This window comes from Stenotrophomonas sp. GL_101, from assembly GCF_057835675.1.
Genome location: NZ_CM174432.1, coordinates 960,512 through 982,975, shown reverse-complemented (window position 1 = coordinate 982,975; position 22,464 = coordinate 960,512). Strand labels below are relative to the sequence as shown.

Genomic DNA, 22,464 nt, shown 5'->3' with positions numbered 1-22,464 from the left:
CTGCGATGCCACCAACGTCTGGCCGAGGCTCGGCGGGCGGCACCACCTTCAAACCTAAAGCGGCAAGCTTCGCACCTCGGGATTCATCCCAAACGAAGGTGAACCGGTATCTGATCCTCATAAAGCGATGCTATCAGAGCCCAAGCTCCTCCTCTCCGGTGTGGCTTCCTGCTCCTCGTCTTCCTCTTCGCCCTCCAGCTCACCATCGCACAGGATCCGGCGCTCGCAAGACATCATTGATCACCACAATGACGGAACACACGTCGGGTATGCGTCTCGCGTGCAGTCAGGCAGTGAGGTCTTCGGATCAGTACCTCCCCCCTCACCGCCAGACAAACGCAAAAGGTCGCCCTTCGGGGTGGCCTTTTGCGTTTGTCTGGCGGTGATGCGACTGCGCTTCACGCTGAGGCTGCGTCAGCGTGAACCGTGGGCAAGCGCATCGAGCATGAGGCAGCCTGGACGCTCACACGCTCAAAAGTCGGGCTCAGCAGCCTGTTCCCACGGTGCAGATGTCTTGGCCCAGAACGACAACGCTGCACCGTGCAGCGCGACCATGCGCGCCGCATGGCAAGGTGTCTCCCTCACCCTTCCTGCGCCCCCATCATGTTCCCCATCCGCGCGTTCAGCCCCGCCGACGTCGACGCCTGCCTGGGCATCTTCGACAGCAACGTGCCTCACTTCTTCGGCGCACACGAGCGCACCGACTTTTCCACCTTCCTGTTGCAGCCCGCCCCGGCGCAGGACTATCTGGTGCTGGAGCACGCTGGGCAGGTGGTGGCCTGTGGTGGACTTGCGCTGGACGACGCGCTGACGGCCGCGTTCTGCTGGGGCATGGTCCACAAAGCCTGGCACCGCAACGGACTGGGCAAGGCGCTGGCCGTTGCCAGGCTGGCGCGGGCCGAAGCGCTGGGCGTGCAGCGCCTGACCTTGAGTACCAGTCAATACACGCAGGGCTTCTATGCGCGGTTGGGTTTCACGGTGACCGGAGTGGTGGCCAATGGCCACGGCCCGGGCCTGGATGCGGTGGAGATGGTGGCGGCAATGGCCTCGCATTGAACGAGGCCATTGCATCGCACCTGTGCTGGCCACGCAGAACGTGGCTCAACCGATCAGGTGCTCGACAGCTTCATCAGCACCAGCCCGCTCACGATCAACACCGCCGCGGCAATCCGCATCGTGCTGATCTGTTCGCCCAGGAAGGTGATGCCGATGACGAACGCGCCGACCGCGCCGATGCCGGTCCAGATGGTGTACGCGGTGCCCAGCGGCAGGGTACGCATCGCCAATGACAGCAACCAGAAACTGGCGATCATGGTGGTGATGGTGATGATCGAGGGAGTGAGCTTGCTGAAGCCTTCGGACTGCTTCATCGAAAACGCCCACACGATTTCCAGCACACCGGCAGCCAACAGATAGATCCAGGCCATACGGCCCTCCTTGATAGGGGCCAGGTCGTCCTGGTCGTTGATTCCCGATGCGGGGGAGGTCGTTCCTCCAGAGGTGGCCGCATTCTAGCAACCCGATCCGGCCCGGGGCACCGGGCGGCCCGTCGCTTTGCGTGGGATTCAGCCGGGGTAGACGAGCGGTTCAGGCATCTGCCATGGCATCCTGTCCCGCCCCTCGGACGCCTTTCGCATGCAGATCGACCCACACCTTGCGGCCTGGCTGGAGCAGGCCCTGCAGGCGCCCCTGCCCAGGGAGGTGGTGGGCCTGTCGTTCAACCTCAGCGAAGGCGCCGCGGGCAACGACGCCGGGTTCTGCATTGAACTGGTCGGCACCGACCGCTTCGATGCGCAGGACCCGGACTGGGCCTGCGATGAAGTATGGGAACCGGCGATCCGCCAGATCGAATTGCCCTACGTGCTCACCGGCCACACCTGGGACCACTGCCTGGCGGCGGTGCGCGCAATGCTGCTGCAGGCACTGGACACGCCCCGCTTCGGGCCACGCCTGACCCGGCAGGTGCACGGCATCGGCCTGGGTTTCGTTGATGGCGATCTGGACGTGCTCTGGCAGCGCGCTGGCTGAGTGGACCGTCGCTGGCACTGCATGCGGCGCATGCGCTAGAATGCGCGACTGCACTGCCGGGCACTCCCCGCAATGCAGCTCCAGCACCCGCTGATTTCGATCACCCGGTGCCAGGAACGTCTCTATGGTGGCCCCGTCGGCCCCTCGCGACGCTAGGTCGAAAATCCCGCCAGGGCCGGAAGGCAGCAACGGTATCGATCGACGCGGGCGCCGAGGTCAGCCGGCGGGGCCACCACCTTTTTGGGCCCCTGCCATCGCGCGCGTAGCGCCGATCGTTGGTCGGCTGATCCGTAGAGCCGACCGTTGGTCGGCTGCCCTCAGCTCCCCGGATGATTACGTCAGCCGACCAACGGTCGGCTCTACGCCGGGCGTGCCCTGGTGGAACAGCACACGCCACGCCGCATCGTGCAGCCGCCACAGCGAACTGCGCAGCACCGCGCGCTGGCGCACACCGTCGACCACATACCAGCTGCAATAGCGCACCTGCGCCAGGGTCGGGGCCAGCAGGGAAACGCGGTAGTCGTCGGAGATGATCTCCACCACGGCGCGCTCGGCGGGAATCTCAGCCAGCGCGGCAGCGCGCCCGTAACAGGTGCCCGAGCTGCCGATTTCACTGAACTCCGGATCGAGTAGTGCGTCCAGGCGCGCGGCATCGGCACGCACCACCGGATCATGCAGGGCGCGCTCGAGCGCTTCCAGATGGGCGGCAAGCGCGGTGCTGTCCGTCGCCTGCGCCATGCTCAGGGCGGATCCTGCGTCAGCACGTGCAGGGCGGTCGGCGCGGCCAGCGCCACGCATTCGCCCGGCACCGCCACGCGATGCCCGCGCTGGCGAAGCGCGTCCCCATCGGCCTCGCTGGCGTAGTGGTACAGCATCATCCGCGCCTGCAGCGCACCGCTGTACTCACGTTCCAGGTCGTCCACGCCGGTATGCGACGGGTTGCCGTGCAGGCCGCAGTCGTGGGCGATCAGTTCGTTGTCATCGGCGTAGCGGGCCAGCATTTCCGGAATCGGGCGGGTATCGCCGCTCCAGGTCACCGCGCCCTTGAGGCGCAGGCCATAGGCGGTTTCCGGCCAGTGGTGGCGCACCGGGAACACTTCCAGGCGCACCCCGTCGTGCCAGAACGCATCGCCCACCACGATCAGCTGGAAGGCGTCCCAGAAGTTGGCGCCGCCCTCGGCCAGCACGTTGGGATAGTCGGCCACGCGCTTGTGCAGCAGCGGCACCACCGTGGCCGGCACGTACACGCGGATGCGCCCGCGCCGGTGCGGCGAAAAATACGCATCCACGAACAACCGCTCGAAACCGGCCACGTGGTCCAGGTGCACATGGGTGACGAACAGTGCCTGCGGCACCTGCCCGTACTGCGCCAGGAAGGCGGTCAGGCCTTCGCCACCGCAGTCGATGGTGAGCCACGGCCGGCCGTCACGCTCGATCACCGCCATCGGCGACCCCAGCGCCACGGCGGACGCGTTGCCGACCCCCATGAAACGCAGTGCCCAATCCATCAGTAACCCCGGTTCCAGGCCAGGTCGTAGGCACGGCGCAGCCGTGCATAGTCTTTTTCCACGTCTTCATGGCTGCGCTCACCGCGCAGCTTGACCAGCGAGCGCAACAGGCGCTTGAGGTTGCGCTCGCGCCAGCCGGTGGCGGGAATGCGTTGCACGCCACGGTCGAAGTCGATCAACCAGCCATGCCCGTTGGCATCGAACAGGATGTTGTGGGCGTTGAGGTCGGCGTGGTCCAGCCCGGCGCGATGGAAGCGCGCCACCAGTCGCCCGGTTTCCTCCCACGGTGCCCCACGCCCGGCCACCAGCGCACGATCGGCCAGCGAGCGCACCCCTTCCAGCCGTTCCATCAGGATGGCGGCGCGGTAGCGCAGGCCCTCGCGCAGATAGAACGCGGCGATCGGGCGGGGCACCGGCAGCTTCAGCTCGCGCAGCGCGCGCATCAGGCGGAATTCGGCAAAACTGCGCGTCTTGTTGGCCCCGCGCCACAGGTACTGGTCGCGGCTCAGCTTGGCCGCCATGCCGCCTCGCAGGTACTGGCGCAGCACGCATTGGCCGAACGGCGCGTCCACGAACCAGGCCCCGCCCCGGCCACCCTCGCCGACCGGCCGTGCCCGCTCGGCCCAGTGGCCGGGCGAGAACAGTTCCATCTCGGCTTGCCGCAGCCGTTCGCGGTCGAACAGAATGGCACCCAGGCCGCGTCCATCGCGGCAGGGCGTCAGCGCTTCATTGGCGTCGAATGCGACCATTCCTTCGAGTCTAACAACACCATGGCACCAACGTCCCCTTCCTTGTGTCTTTTGCGTTTGTCCGCACTCGGCGATATCACCCATGTGGTGCCGCTGGTGCGCACCCTGCAGCAGGCGCGGCCGGGCGTGCCGCTGCACTGGATCATCGACAAGGCCGGGCACAAGCTGCTCGATGGGCTGCCCGGCGTGGTGTTCCATCCCTACGACAAGAAGACCGGCCTGGCCGGGATGCGCGCGCTGCGTGCGACGTTTCCGCCGGGCCGCTTCGAGGCGCTGCTGCAGATGCAGGTAGCCTTCCGCGCCAACGTGCTGTCGGCCTTCGTGCCGGCCCAACGCCGGATCGGCTACGACAAGGCCCGCTCGAAGGACCTTCACGGGCTTTTCATCAACGAACGCATCCCCGACCGCCCGGGCATCCACGTGCTCGACGCGATCGGCAGCTTCTGCGAGCCCCTGGGAATGAAGCAGACCGAGGTCAGCTGGGACCTGGCGGTGCCACCGGCGGCGGTGGAGTGGGCGCAGGCGCAATGGCAGCAGGACGGTCGCCCGGTGCTGATGATCTCGCCCTGCTCCAGCCATGTGCGTCGCAACTGGTATGCCGACCGCTACGCGGCGGTCGCCAACCATGCCACCGCGCGCGGTTGGCAGGTAGTGCTGTGCGGCGGACGCAGCGAACTGGAGCGCGACATGGCCGACGCCATCCTGGCCCAGTTGCAGGTGCCGGCGCTTGATCTGGTCGGCAAGGACACGCTGAAACAGCTGCCGGCGCTGCTGGCCCGCGCAGCACTGGTGATGACCCCCGACTCCGGCCCGATGCACATCGCCAACGCCATGGGGGCCAAGGTGCTGGGCCTGCATGCGGGCAGCAACCCGCACCGCAGCGGGCCGTACTCGGACCGGCGCTACTGCGTGGACCGCTACGACGACGCCGCGCGGAAATTCATCGGCAAGCCCGCTGCCGCGCTGAAATGGGGGACCAAGATCGAATTCGACGATGTGATGCAACTGATCACCGTCGAGGACGGCATCGCCGCCTTCGAGCGTTACGTGGCCGATCACCGCCCCGGGTGAGTACGCCATCCCGGCAGCGGCCGGGGGGCGTCGCCGCGTCCTGCACGGCGGGGTTGCCGGGCAGAGCCCGGCACGACGGCAGCGCGTGGCTCAGCGCGCGGTGTAGTCCTTGTACGATTTTTCTTCCACGTAGCCCGAGCCCAGCGCCAGGTTGATGTCCTTCTTGATGCGGGCGCGCTCGTCGTTCTGCAGGTACACGCTGCGGGCCAGTTCGACGAAGCGGTCGTCGAAGGCCTGGGCCTTGTCCTGCAGGCGGATGTTGTCTTCGATGTCCCACAGGCGCTCGTTGACCGCCTTGAGCTCGCCGCGCAGGCGCGCGATGTCCCTGACCCCGGCCGGGTGCGCCATCCAGGTCTTTTCCAGCGCGCTCAGCTCGGCGTGGATGTTGGCCAGCTTGGCGGCATCGTCGATGCGCTCGGACTTGATCTGCAGGATCGAAATCTTGTCCAGCAGTTCGCCGAAGGACACGGGCACGAGGATTTCAGCGGTCATGGGGAGCATCCGTTACGTTAGGTGGGCAGTTTAGCCGACGACGCGTGGAACCGATGCTTGCCTCCAACGATGGTTATGCCGCAACGGGAGAAGCAAGCCCCTCTGTTGAGGGGCTGCCCCGACAGGGGCGGGGAGAGGCCGGCAACGGGAACGGGCCCAAACGATGCTGCGCATCGTTTGGGGCGACGGCGCTACGCGCCGTCGCATCCCGCGCCAGATTCAAAACAAAAGGGCTGCCCGTAGGGCAGCCCTTTTGTTTTGAATCTGGCGGAGAGGGGGGGATTCGAACCCCCGAGGCGCTATAAACGCCTGCCTGATTTCGAGTCAGGTACATTCAACCGCTCTGCCACCTCTCCAGATGGTCCCGGCGAACCGGGGAGCGAATGATACGGTCAGGACGCGCTGACGACAAGTCATTGCCTGCATTCAAGTGAATTTCTTCTGTATGGATGCCTTGCCGGATGTCCGGCGGCCCGCGATCATGCCGTTATTCCCCGCAACGTTCCCTGGCTGCCGCCCTCCATGATCGAATTCGGACACCTCACCCACCCTGGCCTGCGCCGTGACCTCAACGAGGACACCTACTACGGCGATGGCGAACTGGCGTTGTGGCTGGTGGCCGACGGCATGGGCGGGCACGCCTGCGGCGAGGTTGCCAGTGCCCTGGCCCGCGAAACCATCGTGCGCGAGATCCGCCGCGGCGCCACCCTGGCCACCGCGATCCGGATTGCCGACGAAGAGATCATCCGTACCTCGCGGCGGCGCAACGACAGCCTGCCGATGGGCACCACCGTGGTGGCCGCGCGGGTCCAGGGCAACCGCTACGAGGTGGCGTGGGTCGGCGACAGCCGCGCCTACCTGTGGCGCGACGGCACGTTGGCCCAGCTCAGCCAGGACCACAGCGTGGTCCAGGAACTGGTCGCGCAGGGCAACCTGACCGCCGAGCAGGCGCGGGCCCACCCGCACCGCAACGTGGTTACCCAGGCGCTGGGGGTAACCGACCCTGCGCACCTGAACGTGGCCACCACCACCGGCGAGCTGCGCCCGGGCATGCAGCTGCTGCTGTGCAGCGACGGGCTCACCGAGGAAGTGGAAGACAACGGCATCGCCCGCACCCTGGCCTTCGACGACGCCAGCGCGCAGGAATGCGTGGATACCCTGGTCGCCGCCGCACTGGATGGCGGCGGCTCGGACAACATCACCGTGATCCTGGTGCGTTGCCATTGATGGAGGGCGTCACGACCCACGGTCGTGACCTACCGCGTGTTGCGCGGGCGACCGCCGGTGTGGCCCCGGCGGGGGATGCGTCTGGTAGATCACGACCGTGGGTCGTGATGCCGTTACGCCACCGCCTCATCAACCTTCGGTCCATCCCAGATGGCCTGCCCGGCCTTCTTGCGCAGCTGGGCCAGGCGCGCCTCATGCGCCTCCCGCTCGGAGGCGGTGGCCACCACGCGCGGGCGCGGCAACAGCCGTGAGCTGTCGAACGCCTGGGCCCGTGCAGCGCCCCCCTTGCCTGCCTCGGGCGAACCGAAGCCGATCTCTTCCTGGCCCGAGGTCAGCGCGATGTACACATCCCCCAGGATCTGCGCATCCAGCAGGCCGCCGTGCAGCTGGCGGTGCGCGTTGTCCACGCCCAGCCGCCGGCACAGCGCGTCCAGCGAATTGCGTTGGCCGGGGAAGCGCTCGCGCGCCATCTTCAGTGTATCGACCACGGTGCAGCGGTCGGTGATCTTTCCGTAGTGGTCGCCCAGCAGCGACAGCTCGTTGTCCAGGAAGCCGATATCGAACGCGGCGTTGTGGATGATCAGTTCGGCGCCGTCGATGAAGGCCAGGAACTCCTCGGCAATCTGCGCGAAGACCGGCTTGTCGGCCAGGAACTCCAGGGTCAGCCCGGTGACTTCCTGCGCGCCCTGTTCGAACTCACAGTCCGGCTTGAGGTACTGGTGGTAGTTGTTGCCGCTCGGGCGGCGCTCAAGCATTTCCACACAGCCGATTTCGACGATGCGGTTGCCCTTTCGCCACTCCAGGCCGGTGGTTTCGGTATCGAGAATGATCTGACGCATGGGCTCAGTGTACCGGGCCGGCGGCACGGATCCGGATCGCCGCGTCGCGCGCCAGCTGGTCCACCCGCTCGTTGTCCGGATCACCGGAGTGGCCCTTCACCCAGCGCCAGTCGATCTGGTGGCGCAGCGTGGCCGCGTGCAGGCGCTCCCACAGTTCACGATTCTTCACCGGCGAACCGCCGGCGGTCTTCCAGTTCTTGCGGACCCAGCCGGGCATCCATTCGGTCAGGCCCTGGCGCACGTACTGCGAATCGGTATAGAGCACGATCTGGCACGGCTCAGTCAGCGCCTCCAACCCCGAAATGGCGGCCATCAGCTCCATGCGGTTGTTGGTGGTATGGGCTTCGCCACCGCTCAGTTCGCGCTCATGCGCGTTGAAGCGCAGCAGCGCGGCCCAGCCGCCGGGGCCGGGATTGCCAAGGCAGGAACCGTCGGTGTGTATTTCTATGGTCTTCATTGCATTCCAGATCAGGTCGCCACGGTGCCGTGCCAACGACGGACCGGCAGTGGCGTAGGTCCTGGCAGGGCCAGGGTGCGTTTCTCGGCGGTGAACAGGCAGGCCGCGCGCAGCGGCGCGAGACTGCGTTGGCCCGGGGCGCGGTCACGCCACATCGGGCCCAGGTAGCAGATTTCGCCGCAGGCCAGGCCGGCCTGCTCCAGCGTATGCCGCAGGCGCTGCGGCGAACGGACCACCAGCCCATGCTGGCGCCACTGGCGGCGGTACGGGCTGAACGGATTGAGCGTGGACAACCACAAGCGGCCCCCGGGCATCAGCACCCGCGCGCACTCGGCGATGAGCTGCTCGGCGTCGCGCGCGGTGACATGCTGCAGCACGATCGCGTTGACGCTCTCGTTGGGCAGCGGCAAGGGCAGCGCGCAGCGGGTATCACCGGCGTAGCCTGCGCCCTCCCGGTGCAGGCGCAGGCCGCGCCCGGGCAGGTCGACGATGGCCGCCCAGGCCGGGGTCGGGGCCAGCCACAACCAGGGCGTGATCGGATACGCATTCAGCAACGGCATCAAATGTTGCTGCTCCAACTGGCACAACACATGTGCCGGTTCAGTATCAAACCAGGATGCGACTGACGCTTGACGGGGGCTCGGCGTGGCGGGCATGGTCCAATTCTATGCGACTCACTGCCCTACCCGCATTGGCGGACAACTACATCTGGGCGCTGGTCGCCGATGACGGCCAGGCGGTCGTGGTCGACCCCGGCCAGGCGGCACCGGTTCTGGCTGCGGCAGCGCAGCAGGGATGGACTCCCGGTGCGATTCTGCTCACCCATCACCATGACGACCACATTGGCGGCGTGGCCGAGCTGAAGGCCCACTACCCGGGCCTGACGGTGCATGCACCGGACGATCCGCGCATTGCCACCGCCACCCATCGGGTGGCCGAAGGTGAACCCGTTCAGGCATCGGGCCAAAGGTTCCACGTAGTATCCGTGCCCGGTCACACCCGTTCGCATGTTGCGTTTCACACCGCTGAACATCTTTTCAGCGGCGACGCACTGTTCAGCCTGGGCTGTGGCCGCATGTTCGAAGGTACGCCGTCCCAGCTTCTGGCATCCCTGCACAAGCTGGCGTCCCTGCCGCCGCACCTGCTGTTGTGCTGCGGGCACGAATACACCGTGTCAAATGCCGTCTTCGCGCGGCATGTCGACCCCACCAACGCTGCGCTTGCGCAGCGCCATGAGGAGGCCCTGGCCATGCGCCGCGATGAACGCCCCACGCTGCCGGTACCACTGGCCAGCGAGCTGCTCTGCAATCCGTTCCTGCGTACCCGTCATTCCTCGATCCAGCAGGCCGTCAGTGCCCACCTGGGTCGCCCGGTCACCGATGAAGTCGATGTCGTCGCAGGTCTGCGCGGCTGGAAAGACGGATTCGCTACATGACCCGGCGATTGTTGCCGCTCGCGCTCGGCCTGGGTCTTGCCCTGGCCGGTGGCGCGAGCGCCCAGTCGTTGAGTGCGGGAATGTCGCAGAACGTGGCCGGGCTCTCCCAGCTGCCGCTCGACCCCGCCGCACTGCCGCCGGTGTCGGTGCGCAACGGGCAGGAAATCTTCGCCAGCTTCCGTGATGGCCTGGCCGAACCCACCTGCAACGCCGAGGCCACCAGCCCGCGCTGGCAGAAGCAGTTCGCCCATGCCCCCTCGCGGCTGGCCAACCAGGATGACGATGCGCTGGTGTTGTTCGGCTATGTGGTCGAAGAACTGCGCAAGTCCAACCTGCCGACCGAATTTGCGCTGATCCCGTTCGTGGAAAGCGGCTACCGCCCCAATGCCCGCAATGGCAACGGCCCCGCCGGGCTGTGGCAGTTCATCGCCTCCACCGCCAAAAACCACCGCGTGCAGATGACCGCCGGCTATGACGGCCGCCTGTCGGCCGCCGATTCCACCCAGGCGGCGGTGCGTTACCTCAAGACCCTGCATGGCATGTTCGGGGGCGACTGGCGCCTGGCCACCATGGCCTACAACGCCGGCGAGTACCGCGTGCTGCAGTCGCTGCGGAAGGCCGGCATGAACGCGCAGAACGCGCGCCCGGCCGAGCTGCCGGGGTTGTCGCCGATCACCTACGCCTATGTCGAGAAGCTGCATGCGCTGGCCTGCGTGCTGGAGAACGCCGAAACCAAGCCGGCCGTGATGGCCTCGCTGGACCGCACCGTGCCGGTCCTGAAGGGCCACCCCCTGCCCGCCGGCACCAGCGTGCAGCAGTGGGCCGTGCAGCGCTCGCTCGACCCGGCGCGTATCGCCCGCCTCAATCCGGCCCTGGCCAGCGGCAAGGGCCGCCCCAGCGGCCAGGTGACCGTGCTGGCGCCGGCCAGTCATGCGCCGGTGGATGCCAGTGCCGCGGTGATGGCCACCGTTGCCGCGGTCGATACCGCTGCCAGCAAGCCCGACACCAGCACCGGCACGGCCAGCACGCCCAAGCCGGGCATGGCCCGTACCGTGGCCAGCAACGCCGACCGGCCGCGCAGCCGCCGTCACACCGTGCGCGACGGCGAATCGGCCTGGACCATCGCCCGCCGCTATGGCATGCCGCTCAAGGCCCTGCTGTCGCTCAACGGACTCACCGGCAGCAGCGTGATCAAGCCCGGTGCCGTGCTCCGGGTGGAAGACTGATAGCGGGCCGGGCCCGGTCCCTGCAACACCCTGATGCCCGGCAATGCCGGGCATCGTTGTTTCCGGGGCATGGCAGCCCCCTGGAACGCACAAGGCCCGGCAGTGCCGGGCCTTGTGGATGATCTCCTGACCGATCCACGCAACGCGCGGACCGCTCGGCGAACCGGTTACAGGTTCGCTTCTTCGGTCTGTACCTTGTAGTGCTTGCGCATCGCTTCGATGTAGGCCTTCGCCGCGGCCATGCCGTCGATCTGGTCGAGCTGGTCGGTGAAGGCCTTCTTCTGCTCCGGCTGGATCTCGGCCAGGTTGGCCGGGGTGACCTTGGTCACCGCGTACACCAGGTACTGGCCCTGCACCACGACCTTGCCGTAGCTCGGCTTGCCCTCGGCCGGCAACGGCGCACTGAACACGGCGCGGTTGATTTCCGGAGTGGGCACAGGCTGGGTGCGCGGCAGGCCCGGCAGGGGGGTGACCTGGAGCTTCTCGCTGGCCGCCAGCGCCTGCAGGCTCTGCCCGCCCTTGAGCTTGGCCAGCAGCGCATCAGCGGCCTTCTCCGAGGCCTGGCGGGTACGGTCGGCATGAACCGCGGCGATCACCTGCTCGCGGGCCTTGTCCAACGGCAATGCCTGTTCCGGGCTGTGCTCGGTGACGCGGATCATCACGTTGTGGTTCGGCGCGATTTCGATCGGGTCGCTGACCGTGCCGTCCTGGGTGAGCACGTCGGAGAACGCCGCACGCAGCACGGCCGGCGTGGCTGCGATGCCGCTGGCGGTGGCACGGGTGAACGGGCCCAGCGTCTGCAACGGCAGGCCCATGTCCTTGGCCGGGCCTTCCAGCGAGGTCGGGTTCTTGTAGACCTGGTCGACCAGGCGGCCGCTGAGGTCGGTGAAGGCACGATCGTTGTCGGCCTTGAGCTGCTCGGCAGCCAGCTGGTCGCGCACTTCCTCGAACGAACGGCTTTCACCGCCCTTTTTCTCGCGCAGCAGCAGCACGTGGTAACCGAAATCGGTCTTGACCGGTCCGGTCACTTCGCCGGCCTGCAGGTTGAACAGCGCGTCCTCGAACGGCTTCACCATCGACCCACGCTCGACCCAGCCCAGGTCACCGCCCTGTGCCTTGGAACCGGGATCTTCGGAGTTGGCCTTGGCCAGGGCGGCAAAATCAGCGCCCGGCGCCTTGGCTTCGGCGGTGATGCGCGCCGCTTTTTCCTCGGCCGCCTTGAGCTTGGCCGGATCGCTGCCGTCGGCGGCGATCAGGATGTGCGAGGCCAGGCGCTGTTCCGGTGCGGCAAAGCGCGCCTTCTCATCGGCATAGCGCTTGCGCAGGGCGGCCTCGTCGGCAGCGGTGGCCGCCGGCAGGGTGGCGCCGTTGATTTCCACGTACTCCAGCGAGACGGTTTCCGGCTGGCGGAAATCCTTGGCGTGGCTGTCATACCACTGCTTGATCTGCGCATCGGTCACCGCGGCGGTGTCGGCCGGCAGTGCGGGCAGCGCCGCCAGTTCCACGTCACGGGTTTCACCGAGCAGCTTGAGCAGGCGCTCGGTTTCCGCCTGGGTGGCAAAGCCCGAGCTCTGCAGCGCCGACGGAATCACCGACTGCTGGATGCTCTCGCGGACCAGCGCTTCGAACTGGCTGGGCGTGCGCGGCGGATTGCCACCGGCCAGGGCCAGCCGGTACTGGGTTTCGCTGAACTTGCCGTCGGCGCCTATGAAGGCCTGGATGCCGGCGATGTATTCGCGCACCGCGTTGTCGCCGATGACGATGCCGGACTGTTCGCCGGCCAGGCGCACGACCTGTTCATCGACCATCTGGTCGAGCACGGCCAGCTTGTTCTCGGTGCTTTCGAACTCACGCGGGTCGAAATCGTCTCCCTTCTCCTGGCGGGCCTGCTGGCGCGCCTGTTCGAAGCGGACACGGAAATCCTGCGAGCTGATCTCATGGTGCTGCCACAGGAACGACATCGGCCACCACGACGGCGCCGAGCGCCACCACGTCGGCGGCGCTGCCACCTTGGCTACGTTCTGCGCACCCACGCCACCAAGGTAGCTGGAGTCGATCACGAACAGGAATGGAATCATCAGCAGGCCGAGGATCACGGTAACGATCCAGCCCGAGGTCTTGTCGCGAAGTTTCTGCAGCATGGGAAAATCATGGCCTGAGTGGCGAGCCGCGCAGTGTAACCCGCTTCTGGGGCGGGTCCCAAACGGGCCCGGCTGGTGGGCAATCCGCGGATGCTGATCTTCGTTCGGGCATGGCGCGAGCGTGTGGGCCCCTTGGCGGCCGGCAGGCCCTTGTGCAAATGTCCCCCGGCCGACGCCTGCGGCGACGGCCTCCTCCTTTATTTTGCCAAGGGCCTGCCGGCCGCCAAGGGGCTCGCTTGTGGAATGCACAGGCACACTCCGGCGATTGCCGTGGGCGGCCCGCGGGTACCGATGCCGTTGTGGAGGTAGGTCACCACCGTTGGTGGTGACGCTGGTCTCGACCCACCTGCCGCCACCTTCTGCCGATCGCACCCACCCTGCCCGGCCGGATGCAGGAAGGCAAAAGGTGCTGCGTGCTTCTCCCGTAGTTGGGAGAAAAACCAAAAAAAAGCCCCTGGTTTGCACCAGGGGCTCTTCAAAGATTGGCGGAGCGGACGGGACTCGAACCCGCGACCTCCGGCGTGACAGGCCAGCATTCTAACCAGCTGAACTACCGCTCCGCGCTTGAAACTTTGCAGGCGCTCATTCTATCCGAAGATATTCAGAAAACCTACCCCGAAAGACTGCTTTTTCAGGGATTTTGTTGAAACTGGCGGAGCGGACGGGACTCGAACCCGCGACCTCCGGCGTGACAGGCCAGCATTCTAACCAGCTGAACTACCGCTCCGCACTTAACTTTTTCAGCCGACCAACGGTCGGCTCTACTTTCGTCTTCCCCGCGATCTGCATCGCTGGAGAAAACAAGGCCCCCGATTGCTCAGGGGCCTCGATGAAACTGGCGGAGCGGACGGGACTCGAACCCGCGACCTCCGGCGTGACAGGCCAGCATTCTAACCAGCTGAACTACCGCTCCACATTTCAAACGGCTACTGCGGTGCTGTGGTGGGTGCTGAGGGTTTCGAACCCCCGACCCTCTCCGTGTAAGGGAGACGCTCTACCGCTGAGCTAAGCACCCCAGCAAGCCGCTTAGTTTACGGCATCCTTCAGGGCTTTGCCAGCCTTGAACGACGGATTGTTCGATGCAGCAATCTTGATGGTGTCGCCGGTCTTCGGGTTGCGGCCGGTGCGGGCAGCACGCGCGCGAACCTGGAACGTACCGAAGCCCACCAGCGTCACTGCGTCACCGCCCTTCAGGGCCTTGGTGATGGAAGCGATGACGGCATCGACGGCGCGGTTGGACTCGGCCTTGGTCAGGTCGGCGGCCTCGGCAACGGCGTCGATCAATTCGGTCTTGTTCATTCTGTACAGCTCCTTTGGCGGGGATTCCGCATGTTCGACAGTGAAGCATCCGACCCAGATGGCAGCCGGATACCAGTGAAGTTCTCGATTCGCCGACGTCAGTAGCGTGCTGACTCGCGAGTGCTGCTTTTATACCAGTGCACCCCTACCCGCGCAAGCTGAAAAGCCAATAACGACGCGGGTTTCAGGCATTTCGACAGCACGCGTCAATGCTTGACGCGCGCGTTGGAAGCTGTCTTGCTCTTGCCGCGCACTGTGACGCGCGCCCCATCCTTCTTGGCCTTCTTGGGCGTCAGCGGCGTCTCCAGGGCCAGGTCGAGCACCTCTTCGATCCACTTCACCGGAATGATTTTCAGATCGCGGGTGACGTTGGCAGGAATGTCGGCAAGGTCCTTTCGGTTCTCCTCCGGGATGATCACCGTGGTGATACCGCCACGCAACGCGGCCAGCAGCTTCTCCTTGAGCCCACCGATGGCGGTCACGCGCCCGCGCAGGGTGATCTCGCCAGTCATCGCCACTTCGGCGCGGATCGGCACCTTGGTCAGCGTGGACACCAGCGAGGTCACCATCGCGATGCCGGCGCTGGGGCCGTCCTTGGGAGTGGAACCATCGGGCACGTGCACATGCACGTCGTGCTTCTGCAGGAACTCGCTGTCGATGCCAAAGCCGACCGCGCGCGAACGCACCACCGACAACGCCGCCGACGCCGATTCCTTCATCACGTTGCCCAGCTGGCCGGTCAGGATCAACTGGCCCTTGCCCGGCACCAGGGTGGATTCGATCTGCAGCAGGTCGCCGCCCACTTCGGTCCAGGCCAGGCCGGTGACCAGGCCGATCTCGTTCTGCTCTTCGGCACGGCCGAAGTCGACCCGGCGCACCCCCAGGTACTTGTCCAGGTTCTTGCCGCTGACCAGGACCAGCGCCTTCTTCTTCGCGGCAGCCTTCTTGCCGGGCTTGCTCGGCTTGGGCAGCGCGACCGGGCCGGCCAGCGCGATTTCCTTGACCACCTTGCGGCAGATCTTGGCGATTTCGCGCTCCAGGTTGCGCACCCCGGACTCGCGTGTGTAGTAGCGCACGATGTCCTGGATGGCCTCGCCGACGATCTCCAGCTCCTCCGGCTTCAGGCCATTGGCCTTGATCTGCTTGGGCACCAGGTAACGCATGGCGATGTTGAGCTTCTCATCCTCGGTGTAGCCGGGGATGCGGATCACTTCCATGCGGTCCAGCAGCGGGCCGGGGATGTTGAGCGAGTTGGAGGTCGCCACGAACATCACTTCGGACAGGTCCAGGTCCACTTCCAGGTAGTGATCGTTGAAGGCGTTGTTCTGCTCGGGGTCGAGCACTTCCAGCAGCGCCGAGGACGGGTCGCCGCGGAAGTCCATCGACATCTTGTCGATCTCATCGAGCACGAACAGCGCGTTCTTGCTGCCCACCTTGTTGAGGTTCTGCACGATGCGGCCCGGCATCGAGCCGACGTAGGTACGACGGTGCCCGCGGATCTCGGCCTCGTCGCGCACCCCGCCCAGGCTCATGCGTACGAACTTGCGGTTGGTCGCCTTGGCGATCGACTGACCCAGCGAGGTCTTGCCCACGCCAGGCGGGCCGACCAGGCACAGGATCGGGCCCTTCATCTGCTTCACGCGGGTCTGCACCGCGAGATATTCCAGGATGCGGTCCTTGACCTTGTCCAGGCCGAAGTGATCGGCATCCAGCGTGTCCTGCGCGGCCTTGAGGTCCTTGCGCACCTTGGTGCGCTTCTTCCACGGCACGCCCAGCAGCCAGTCCAGGTAGTTGCGCACCACGGCCGCTTCGGCCGACATCGGCGACATCTGCTTGAGCTTGTTGAGCTCGGACTTGGCCTTGGTCTCCACCGGCTTGGGCATGCCCGCCTCGGCGATCTTGCGGGCAAGCTCTTCCAGCTCGCCCGGCGCGTCGTCCAGGTCGCCCAGTTCCTTCTGGATGGCCTTCATCTGTTCGTTGAGGTAGTACTCGCGTTGGCTCTTTTCCATCTGCGACTTCACGCGACCGCGGATGCGCTTTTCCATCTGCTGCACGTCGATCTCGCCATCGACCAGGCCGACCAGCATTTCCAGGCGGTCGCCGATCTGCAGGGTTTCCAGCAGGCGCTGCTTGTCGGCCAGGCGCACGCTGATGTGCGCGGCGATGGTGTCGGCCAGGCGCGCCGGCTCATCGATGCCGGCCAGGGTCTGCAGCAGCTCCGGCGGCAGCTTGCGGTTGGTCTTGACGTACTGCTCGAACAGGGACATCAACGAACGGGCGATCGCCTCGATCTCGCGTGGCTCGCGCGACTCGTCCGATTCGATTTCCGTGGCGATGCCGTGCAGCGCGCCATCGCGCTCGGTGACCTGGGTCACGTTGACCCGCGACAGGCCTTCGACCAGCACCTTGATGGTGCCGTCGGGCAGCTTCAGCAGCTGCAGCACGGTGGCCAGCGTGCCGACCTGGTAGAGGTCGGCGGCGGTCGGGTCATCGGTCTCGGCCGACTTCTGCGCCAGCAACAGGATGCGCTTGTCCGCCGCCATCGCCTGCTCCAGCGCGTGCATGGACTTGTCGCGGCCGACGAACAGCGGAATGACCATGTGCGGGAACACCACCACGTCACGCAGCGGCAGGACCGGCAGGTCGAGAGTCTCAGTTGGGGAACGGGCCATGTGGGCTCCAGTGGAACAGTGGGGATGGCCTCCGGGCGGCCTCGCCCGGATACAAAAAAAGCCGATGGCCTCGTTATGGGGCCATCGGCTTCTAGATGCAAGCTGTTCCGAAAAACTTCTATCAATTCAATTGCTTGAACCGATTATTCAGCACCTGCGGCCTTCTGTTCAGGGGCCGGCGGGGTCTGGTAAATCAGGTACGGCTCGGACTTGTGCTCGATCACCGATTCATCCACCACCACCTTGCTGACGTTCTCCGCCGACGGCAGGTCGTACATGGTGTCCAGCAGCACCGATTCGACGATGGTGCGCAGGCCACGGGCACCGGTCTTGCGCTTGAGCGCCTTGCGGGCAATGGCCGACAACGCGTCCGGGCGGAACTCCAGCTCCACGTGCTCCATCTCGAACAGCTTCTTGAACTGCTTGGTGATGGCATTCTTGGGCTCGGTCAGGATCCTGACCAGGGCCGCCTCGTCCAGTTCTTCCAGCGTCGCCACGACCGGCAGGCGGCCGACGAACTCGGGAATCAGGCCGAACTTGATCAGGTCTTCCGGCTCGACTTCGGCCAGCACCTTGCCGATTTCCTGCTTGCGCTCGGAACTCTTCACCTTGGCGCCGAAGCCGATGCCGCCCGCGTCGTTGGAACGCGCCTGGATCACCTTGTCCAGCCCGGCAAACGCACCGCCGCAGATGAACAGGATGTTCTTGGTGTCCACCTGCAGGAATTCCTGCTGCGGATGCTTGCGCCCGCCCTGCGGCGGCACGCTGGCCACGGTGCCTTCGATCAGCTTCAGCAGGGCCTGCTGGACGCCTTCGCCGGACACATCGCGGGTAATCGACGGGTTCTCGCTTTTGCGCGAGATCTTGTCGATTTCATCGATGTAGACGATGCCCTGCTGTGCCTTCTCGACGTTGTAATCGCACTTCTGCAGCAGCTTCTGGATGATGTTCTCCACGTCCTCGCCCACGTAACCGGCCTCGGTCAGCGTGGTGGCGTCGGCCATGGTGAACGGCACGTTGAGCAGGCGGGCCAGGGTTTCGGCCAGCAGCGTCTTGCCCGAACCGGTCGGACCGACCAGCAGGATGTTCGACTTCGCCAGTTCGACTTCGTCGTTCTTCTGGCGGCTCTCGATGCGCTTGTAGTGGTTGTACACGGCCACGGCCAAGGTCCGCTTGGCGCGGTTCTGCCCGATCACGTACTGGTCCAGGACTTCGAGGATCTCTTTCGGCTTGGGCAGCGAACTACGCGCCGACTGCGCCTTTTCCTCGAGTTCTTCACGGATGATGTCGTTGCACAGCTCCACGCACTCATCGCAGATGAACACGCTCGGGCCCGCAATCAGCTTGCGCACCTCATGCTGGCTCTTTCCGCAGAAAGAGCAGTAGAGGATCTTGCCGGTGTCCGTGGAACGACCTTGGCGGTCTTCGCTCATGCTTCGCTTACCCAGTTACCCCACCCGCTGAACGGGGGTTCGATTCGAGAATAACACAGGGTCGGGAGGACACCAGTCCAGCCCGACCCCGCGGAAACAGGCCGTTTGTCGGCCTGGCTGCATCATCACGCCGCGGTAATCGACTCTTCCGGACGCCGTTCCAGCACGCTGTCCACCAGGCCGTAGGCCACCGCATCGGCGGCGCTCTTGAAGTTGTCGCGCTCGGTATCGCGCGCGATGGTCTCCAGCGACTGCCCGGTGTGCTTGGCCAGCACTTCGTTCAGGCGCGAACGCAGGGTCAGGATTTCGCGGGCATGGATGTCGATGTCCGAGGCCTGGCCCTGGAAGCCACCCAGCGGCTGGTGGATCATCACCCGCGAATTGGGCAGCGCATAACGCTTGCCCGCCGCGCCGGAGGCCAGCAGCAGGGCGCCCATCGAGGCGGCCTGGCCGACGCAGATGGTGCTCACGTCCGGCTTGATGTACTGCATGGTGTCGTAGATCGCCATGCCGGCGGTGACCACGCCACCGGGCGAGTTGATGTAGATGCTGATGTCTTTTTCCGGATTGTCCGCTTCCAGGAACAGCAGCTGCGCCACCACCACGTTGGCCATGTGATCGTCGATCGGGCCCACGAGGAAGATCAGGCGCTCCTTCAACAGGCGCGAATAGATGTCATAGGCGCGCTCGCCACGGCTGGTCTGCTCAACCACCATGGGAACCATGTTCAGGGCTGTGGTTCGGTTGTCCATTACTGAGGCACCTATTGTTGGGGGAAACACCCCCGCGCCGGGGCGCGGGGTGGGAAACACCGGCCGCTTACTGGCGGATGGCGTCCTGGAACGACAACGGCTGCTCGGTGTGCTGGGCGCGCTCGGCGATCCAGTCGATCACCTGCTCTTCCATCACCCGGTTCTGCAGCCCACTCATCAGCTGGGGGTCGTTGCGGTACATCTCAATGACCTGCTCCGGCTCTTCATAGGTCGACGCGATCAGGCGCATGGTTTCGTTCAGACGCTTGGGGTCCAGGCGCAGGTCGTTCTTGCGGGCCACTTCGCCGACCAGCAGGCCGACCAGCACGCGCTTGGCGGCGGCGTCCTTGAAGCCTTCATGGGCGTCGGCCGGGACGTCACCGGGGTTGCGGCCGCTGCGGCGGATCTGCTCGACCTGCTGGCCCAGCATCGCACGGGCTTCGTTCTCGACCAGGCGCGGCGGCATTTCGACCGAGGCATAGGCCGCAATCAGCTGTTCGCCCACTTCACGGCGCAGGCGGTTCATCAGCGCGCCCTTCAGTTCACGCTCCAGGTTGGCGCGGATGTCCTTGCGGAACTGCTCCTCATCGCCGCCCTTCACGCCGAAGCTCTTGATGAACTCCGCGTCCACGTCCGGCAGCACCGGCTCGGACACGTCCACCGCCTTGACGGTGACCTTGGCCTGCTTGCCGGCCAGCGCGGGCACGCGCCATTCGGCCGGGAATTCCACGTCCAGGGTCTTTTCTTCACCCTTGGCCAGGCCGATCAGGCCCTGTTCGATCTGCTCGAACATCATGCCCTGGCCGACGATGACGCTGCCCTTTTCGCTGCCTTCGGCCGGCAGACGCTCGTCGCCGATCTGCGAGAAGGTTTCCAGCGCGACCAGGTCGCCTTCCTTCGCGCCGCGGGCAACCGGGCTCCAGCTGCGACGCTGTTCGCGCAGGTTGGTGATCATCTGGTCGATGTCGGCGTCGCTGATTTCAGCGGTGTTGCGCACCACGGTCAGCTGGGTCACGTCGACGTCGCCGAAGTCCGGGATCAGCTCGACGGTCGCCACGAAGGAGAACTCGCCTTCCTCGCTCTTGTCGATGCGCGGGGTACCGGCGATGCGCAGCTCATGCTCGCGGATGGCGGCATCGAAGGTCTCACGCAGCAGGCCGTCGACGGCCTCGCTGCGGACCTGCGGGCCGAAACGCTGTTCGATCACTTTGGCCGGGATCTTGCCCGGGCGGAAGCCCTTGATCCGCGCGGTGCGGGCGATTTCGCCCAGACGGCCACTGATGTGGGTCTGCAGGCGGTCTTCCGGCAGCGAGAAGGTCAGGCGGCGTTCCAGATTGCCAGTGGATTCGATCGAAGCTTGCATGTTGACTCCTGCCACCGGCGGCAACGCCCCCGGCACGATGTGATGGATGAAACGGGTGATGGACGCGGGGTCGTGGACGCGCATGCCCGCCGCAGCCCTGTAGTTTCGCCGATAACGGCCAGCGCCGCCAGCGCAGGGCCGGAAGCGTCGGGCGCCAACCTGCCCAGCATGCCGCCGTCTCCCGGGATCCGGGACGTGCCCATGGTCATGGTGCCGGCCACCGGCCGGAAATCACTGGTGCGAAAGGGGGGACTCGAACCCCCACGCCTTGCGGCACTGGAACCTAAATCCAGGGCGTCTACCAATTCCGCCACTTTCGCGAGCGTTACCGCCCAGCCGTACATTGTTGCAGGGCACGGGCCAAAGCAACAGCACTGATGACGCTGGCTGAACAGGGCGCAGCAACGCGCCTACCCCTCCCGGGCGGGCCCAGGGGCGGTCGAACCGGGCACCGCCGCCGGCAGGGCGGCCAGCAGCCGTTCGGCCAGCGCGCGGTACAGCGGCTGGCGGCAGACCAGGCCGGACAGGGCCCGGGCCAGCAGCACGGCCGCCAGAATCGGCAGCAGCATGGCGCTGCTGTCGGTCAGTTCAAGGGAGATCACCGCCGAGGTCAGCGGCGCCTGGGTGACCCCGGTGAGATAGGCGCACATGCCCAGCAACACCACCGCCGAGGGGTCGACCCCGGGCAGCAGCACGGCCAGGTTGTGGCCGATCCCCGCCCCCACCGCCAGCGCCGGCGAGAACAACCCGCCCGGAATGCCGGCCACGTAGGACGCCAGGTTGGCGGCCAGCTTCATCACGCCGAACTCGTGCCCGACCATCCCATGGCCCTGGACCAGCGCGCGCGCCTGCTCATAGCCGGTACCGAATGCGCCGGCACCGAACACCAGCCCCAACAGCGCCAGCAGCAGCCCGCAGGCGGCCGCGAACAGCACCGGGCGCGAGGCCCGCGCACGCCCCAGCCAGCGCGGCCGACCGTCCACGGCGGCCAGCACCATACGGCTGAACACCCCACCGGCCAGCCCGCCGACCACCCCGCACAGCAGCACCGCCAGCCAGCCCATGCCCAGCGGCAGCCCCACCTCGACCCGACCGAAGTAGGTGTAGTTGCCGAGCAGGCCCAACGAGACCACGCCACCGACGATGACCGCGGTGAGCAAAGCGCCCGAGAAGCGGTGTTCAAACCGGCCCGACAGCTCTTCGATGGCGAACACCACACCGGCCAGCGGCGTGTTGAAGGCAGCGGCGATACCGGCCGCGCCGCCGGCCAGCAGGAAGTGGCTGGCATGGCGCGGGTCGCGGAAACCGAGCGCGCGGCCAATGACGTACATCAGGCTGGCGCCGACGTGCACGGTCGGGCCTTCGCGACCCACCGACGCGCCGCCGGCCAGCGCCAGTACGGTCAACCCCAGCTTGCCCACCGATACCGGCAGCGACAGGTTGCGCTGACGGAAATCACCCTCCGGCCGGTCCAGTGCCGCGATGACCTGCGGGATGCCGCTGCCACGCGTGGGCTTGAGCACGCCCTGGGTCAGCCATGCCAGCAACGCGAACACCGCCGGTGTCAGCAGCAGCGGCCACCAGGGCGAGGCATCGTAAACCCGACGGAACAGCGCAAAGGCCAGGTCACTGGCCTTTGCGAACACAATGGCAGCCAGCGCGACCGCGACCGCCCCGCCCCACAGGACAAGGCGTTCGAGCCATTGCTGGCGCGATCCCAGCCGGCGCGCGATGGGTTCAGCAGAGCGGGTTTCCATGCGGCCATTGTTTCA

At 66.2% G+C, this 22,464-nt stretch carries 21 protein-coding genes, 6 tRNA genes and 1 other RNA gene; 7 read left to right on the top strand and 21 right to left on the bottom strand.

The features are described from left to right. Positions 1–603: 603 nt before the first annotated feature. Complete coding sequence (locus AC3IR9_RS04505; protein ID WP_489294291.1) at positions 604–1,056, top strand: GNAT family N-acetyltransferase; 453 nt, start codon at positions 604–606, stop codon at positions 1,054–1,056. 53 nt (positions 1,057–1,109) lie between these two features. On the opposite strand, the gene AC3IR9_RS04500 is transcribed toward AC3IR9_RS04505, so the two are convergent. Beyond that, positions 1,110–1,427 (bottom strand): DMT family transporter, encoded by a 318-nt coding sequence (locus tag AC3IR9_RS04500; RefSeq protein WP_489294290.1) that lies wholly within the window; start codon positions 1,425–1,427, stop codon positions 1,110–1,112. A 208-nt stretch (positions 1,428–1,635) separates the two neighbouring features. On the opposite strand from AC3IR9_RS04500, the gene AC3IR9_RS04495 reads away from it, so the two are divergent. Continuing rightward, on the top strand, positions 1,636–2,028 hold the full coding sequence (locus AC3IR9_RS04495; protein WP_489294289.1) for a hypothetical protein: 393 nt from the start codon (positions 1,636–1,638) through the stop codon (positions 2,026–2,028). 133 nt (positions 2,029–2,161) lie between these two features. Beyond that, an RNA gene (ffs, locus tag AC3IR9_RS04490) (signal recognition particle sRNA small type) lies at positions 2,162–2,258 on the top strand. 103 nt (positions 2,259–2,361) lie between these two features. Here the strand turns inward: ffs and AC3IR9_RS04485 are convergent. The 3 genes from AC3IR9_RS04485 to AC3IR9_RS04475 are packed head-to-tail and all read right to left on the bottom strand — an operon-like array spanning position 2,362 to position 4,285. Beyond that, entirely contained in the window at positions 2,362–2,766 is a 405-nt protein-coding gene (locus AC3IR9_RS04485) for a nuclear transport factor 2 family protein (RefSeq protein ID WP_489294288.1), read from the bottom strand. Between the two features lie 2 nt (positions 2,767–2,768). After that, positions 2,769–3,536: an MBL fold metallo-hydrolase gene (locus tag AC3IR9_RS04480; RefSeq protein WP_489294286.1), complete on the bottom strand. Its 768-nt coding sequence runs from the start codon at positions 3,534–3,536 to the stop codon at positions 2,769–2,771. After that, the gene (locus AC3IR9_RS04475; protein WP_489294285.1) at positions 3,536–4,285 is read right to left on the bottom strand and encodes a 3-deoxy-D-manno-octulosonic acid kinase; all 750 of its coding nucleotides are present in this window, start codon (positions 4,283–4,285) and stop codon (positions 3,536–3,538) included. The genes AC3IR9_RS04480 and AC3IR9_RS04475 overlap by 1 nt, the downstream gene beginning before the upstream one ends. 21 nt (positions 4,286–4,306) lie before the next feature. On the opposite strand from AC3IR9_RS04475, the gene AC3IR9_RS04470 reads away from it, so the two are divergent. Beyond that, entirely contained in the window at positions 4,307–5,356 is a 1,050-nt protein-coding gene (locus tag AC3IR9_RS04470) for a glycosyltransferase family 9 protein (protein ID WP_489294283.1), read from the top strand. Between the two features lie 90 nt (positions 5,357–5,446). Here AC3IR9_RS04470 and AC3IR9_RS04465 read toward each other — a convergent pair whose 3' ends face one another. Continuing rightward, positions 5,447–5,848 carry a DUF6165 family protein gene (locus tag AC3IR9_RS04465; protein ID WP_489294282.1) on the bottom strand — a complete coding sequence of 134 codons (402 nt, stop codon included), beginning with the start codon at positions 5,846–5,848 and terminating at the stop codon, positions 5,447–5,449. 265 nt (positions 5,849–6,113) lie between these two features. Then, a tRNA-Ser gene (locus AC3IR9_RS04460) sits at positions 6,114–6,204 on the bottom strand. Between the two features lie 166 nt (positions 6,205–6,370). Here AC3IR9_RS04460 and AC3IR9_RS04455 point away from each other — a divergent pair. After that, positions 6,371–7,075, top strand: a complete 705-nt coding sequence (locus tag AC3IR9_RS04455) for a PP2C family protein-serine/threonine phosphatase (RefSeq protein WP_489294281.1) — start codon at positions 6,371–6,373, stop codon at positions 7,073–7,075. 113 nt (positions 7,076–7,188) lie between these two features. Here the strand turns inward: AC3IR9_RS04455 and dnaQ are convergent, their stop codons facing one another. From dnaQ to AC3IR9_RS04440, 3 genes are read right to left on the bottom strand one after another with little or no spacing between them, the layout of a single operon-like run. Next, positions 7,189–7,914 carry a DNA polymerase III subunit epsilon gene (gene dnaQ / locus AC3IR9_RS04450; RefSeq protein ID WP_489294280.1) on the bottom strand — a complete coding sequence of 242 codons (726 nt, stop codon included), beginning with the start codon at positions 7,912–7,914 and terminating at the stop codon, positions 7,189–7,191. Between the two features lie 4 nt (positions 7,915–7,918). After that, positions 7,919–8,371 carry a ribonuclease HI gene (rnhA, locus tag AC3IR9_RS04445; RefSeq protein ID WP_489294279.1) on the bottom strand — a complete coding sequence of 151 codons (453 nt, stop codon included), beginning with the start codon at positions 8,369–8,371 and terminating at the stop codon, positions 7,919–7,921. Positions 8,372–8,382: 11 nt separating this feature from the next. Next, on the bottom strand, positions 8,383–9,027 hold the full coding sequence (locus AC3IR9_RS04440) for a methyltransferase domain-containing protein (protein WP_489294278.1): 645 nt from the start codon (positions 9,025–9,027) through the stop codon (positions 8,383–8,385). 11 nt (positions 9,028–9,038) lie between these two features. On the opposite strand from AC3IR9_RS04440, the gene gloB reads away from it, so the two are divergent. Together gloB and AC3IR9_RS04430 are read left to right on the top strand one after the other, a co-directional pair. After that, positions 9,039–9,806: a hydroxyacylglutathione hydrolase gene (gene gloB / locus AC3IR9_RS04435; protein ID WP_489295703.1), complete on the top strand. Its 768-nt coding sequence runs from the start codon at positions 9,039–9,041 to the stop codon at positions 9,804–9,806. Beyond that, entirely contained in the window at positions 9,803–11,032 is a 1,230-nt protein-coding gene (locus AC3IR9_RS04430; RefSeq protein WP_489294276.1) for a lytic transglycosylase domain-containing protein, read from the top strand. Before gloB ends, AC3IR9_RS04430 begins: the two co-directional genes overlap by 4 nt. 167 nt (positions 11,033–11,199) lie before the next feature. On the opposite strand, the gene AC3IR9_RS04425 is transcribed toward AC3IR9_RS04430, so the two are convergent. The 12 genes from AC3IR9_RS04425 to AC3IR9_RS04370 all read right to left on the bottom strand — a co-directional run bounded on the left by AC3IR9_RS04425 (position 11,200) and on the right by AC3IR9_RS04370 (position 22,449). After that, a complete protein-coding gene (locus tag AC3IR9_RS04425) occupies positions 11,200–13,173 on the bottom strand; it encodes a peptidyl-prolyl cis-trans isomerase (RefSeq protein ID WP_489294274.1) in 1,974 nt (657 codons plus the stop codon). Between the two features lie 483 nt (positions 13,174–13,656). Next, positions 13,657–13,733: transfer RNA gene (locus AC3IR9_RS04420), tRNA-Asp, on the bottom strand. A gap of 90 nt (positions 13,734–13,823) precedes the next feature. Further along, positions 13,824–13,900 (bottom strand) — tRNA-Asp (locus tag AC3IR9_RS04415). Positions 13,901–14,009: 109 nt separating this feature from the next. Further along, positions 14,010–14,086 (bottom strand) — tRNA-Asp (locus AC3IR9_RS04410). Positions 14,087–14,113: 27 nt separating this feature from the next. Continuing rightward, positions 14,114–14,188 (bottom strand) — tRNA-Val (locus AC3IR9_RS04405). 11 nt (positions 14,189–14,199) lie between these two features. Then, entirely contained in the window at positions 14,200–14,472 is a 273-nt protein-coding gene (locus AC3IR9_RS04400; RefSeq protein ID WP_038690141.1) for an HU family DNA-binding protein, read from the bottom strand. Between the two features lie 206 nt (positions 14,473–14,678). Next, positions 14,679–17,144: an endopeptidase La gene (lon, locus tag AC3IR9_RS04395; protein WP_489294273.1), complete on the bottom strand. Its 2,466-nt coding sequence runs from the start codon at positions 17,142–17,144 to the stop codon at positions 14,679–14,681. 143 nt (positions 17,145–17,287) lie between these two features. Then, the gene (gene clpX / locus AC3IR9_RS04390) at positions 17,288–18,577 is read right to left on the bottom strand and encodes an ATP-dependent Clp protease ATP-binding subunit ClpX (RefSeq protein ID WP_489294272.1); all 1,290 of its coding nucleotides are present in this window, start codon (positions 18,575–18,577) and stop codon (positions 17,288–17,290) included. Positions 18,578–18,702: 125 nt separating this feature from the next. Next, a complete protein-coding gene (gene clpP / locus AC3IR9_RS04385; RefSeq protein ID WP_489294271.1) occupies positions 18,703–19,329 on the bottom strand; it encodes an ATP-dependent Clp endopeptidase proteolytic subunit ClpP in 627 nt (208 codons plus the stop codon). Between the two features lie 67 nt (positions 19,330–19,396). Beyond that, on the bottom strand, positions 19,397–20,692 hold the full coding sequence (tig, locus tag AC3IR9_RS04380) for a trigger factor (RefSeq protein ID WP_489294270.1): 1,296 nt from the start codon (positions 20,690–20,692) through the stop codon (positions 19,397–19,399). A gap of 235 nt (positions 20,693–20,927) precedes the next feature. Further along, a tRNA-Leu gene (locus AC3IR9_RS04375) sits at positions 20,928–21,012 on the bottom strand. A gap of 90 nt (positions 21,013–21,102) precedes the next feature. After that, positions 21,103–22,449 (bottom strand): chloride channel protein, encoded by a 1,347-nt coding sequence (locus AC3IR9_RS04370; protein WP_489294269.1) that lies wholly within the window; start codon positions 22,447–22,449, stop codon positions 21,103–21,105. Positions 22,450–22,464: the final 15 nt, after the last annotated feature.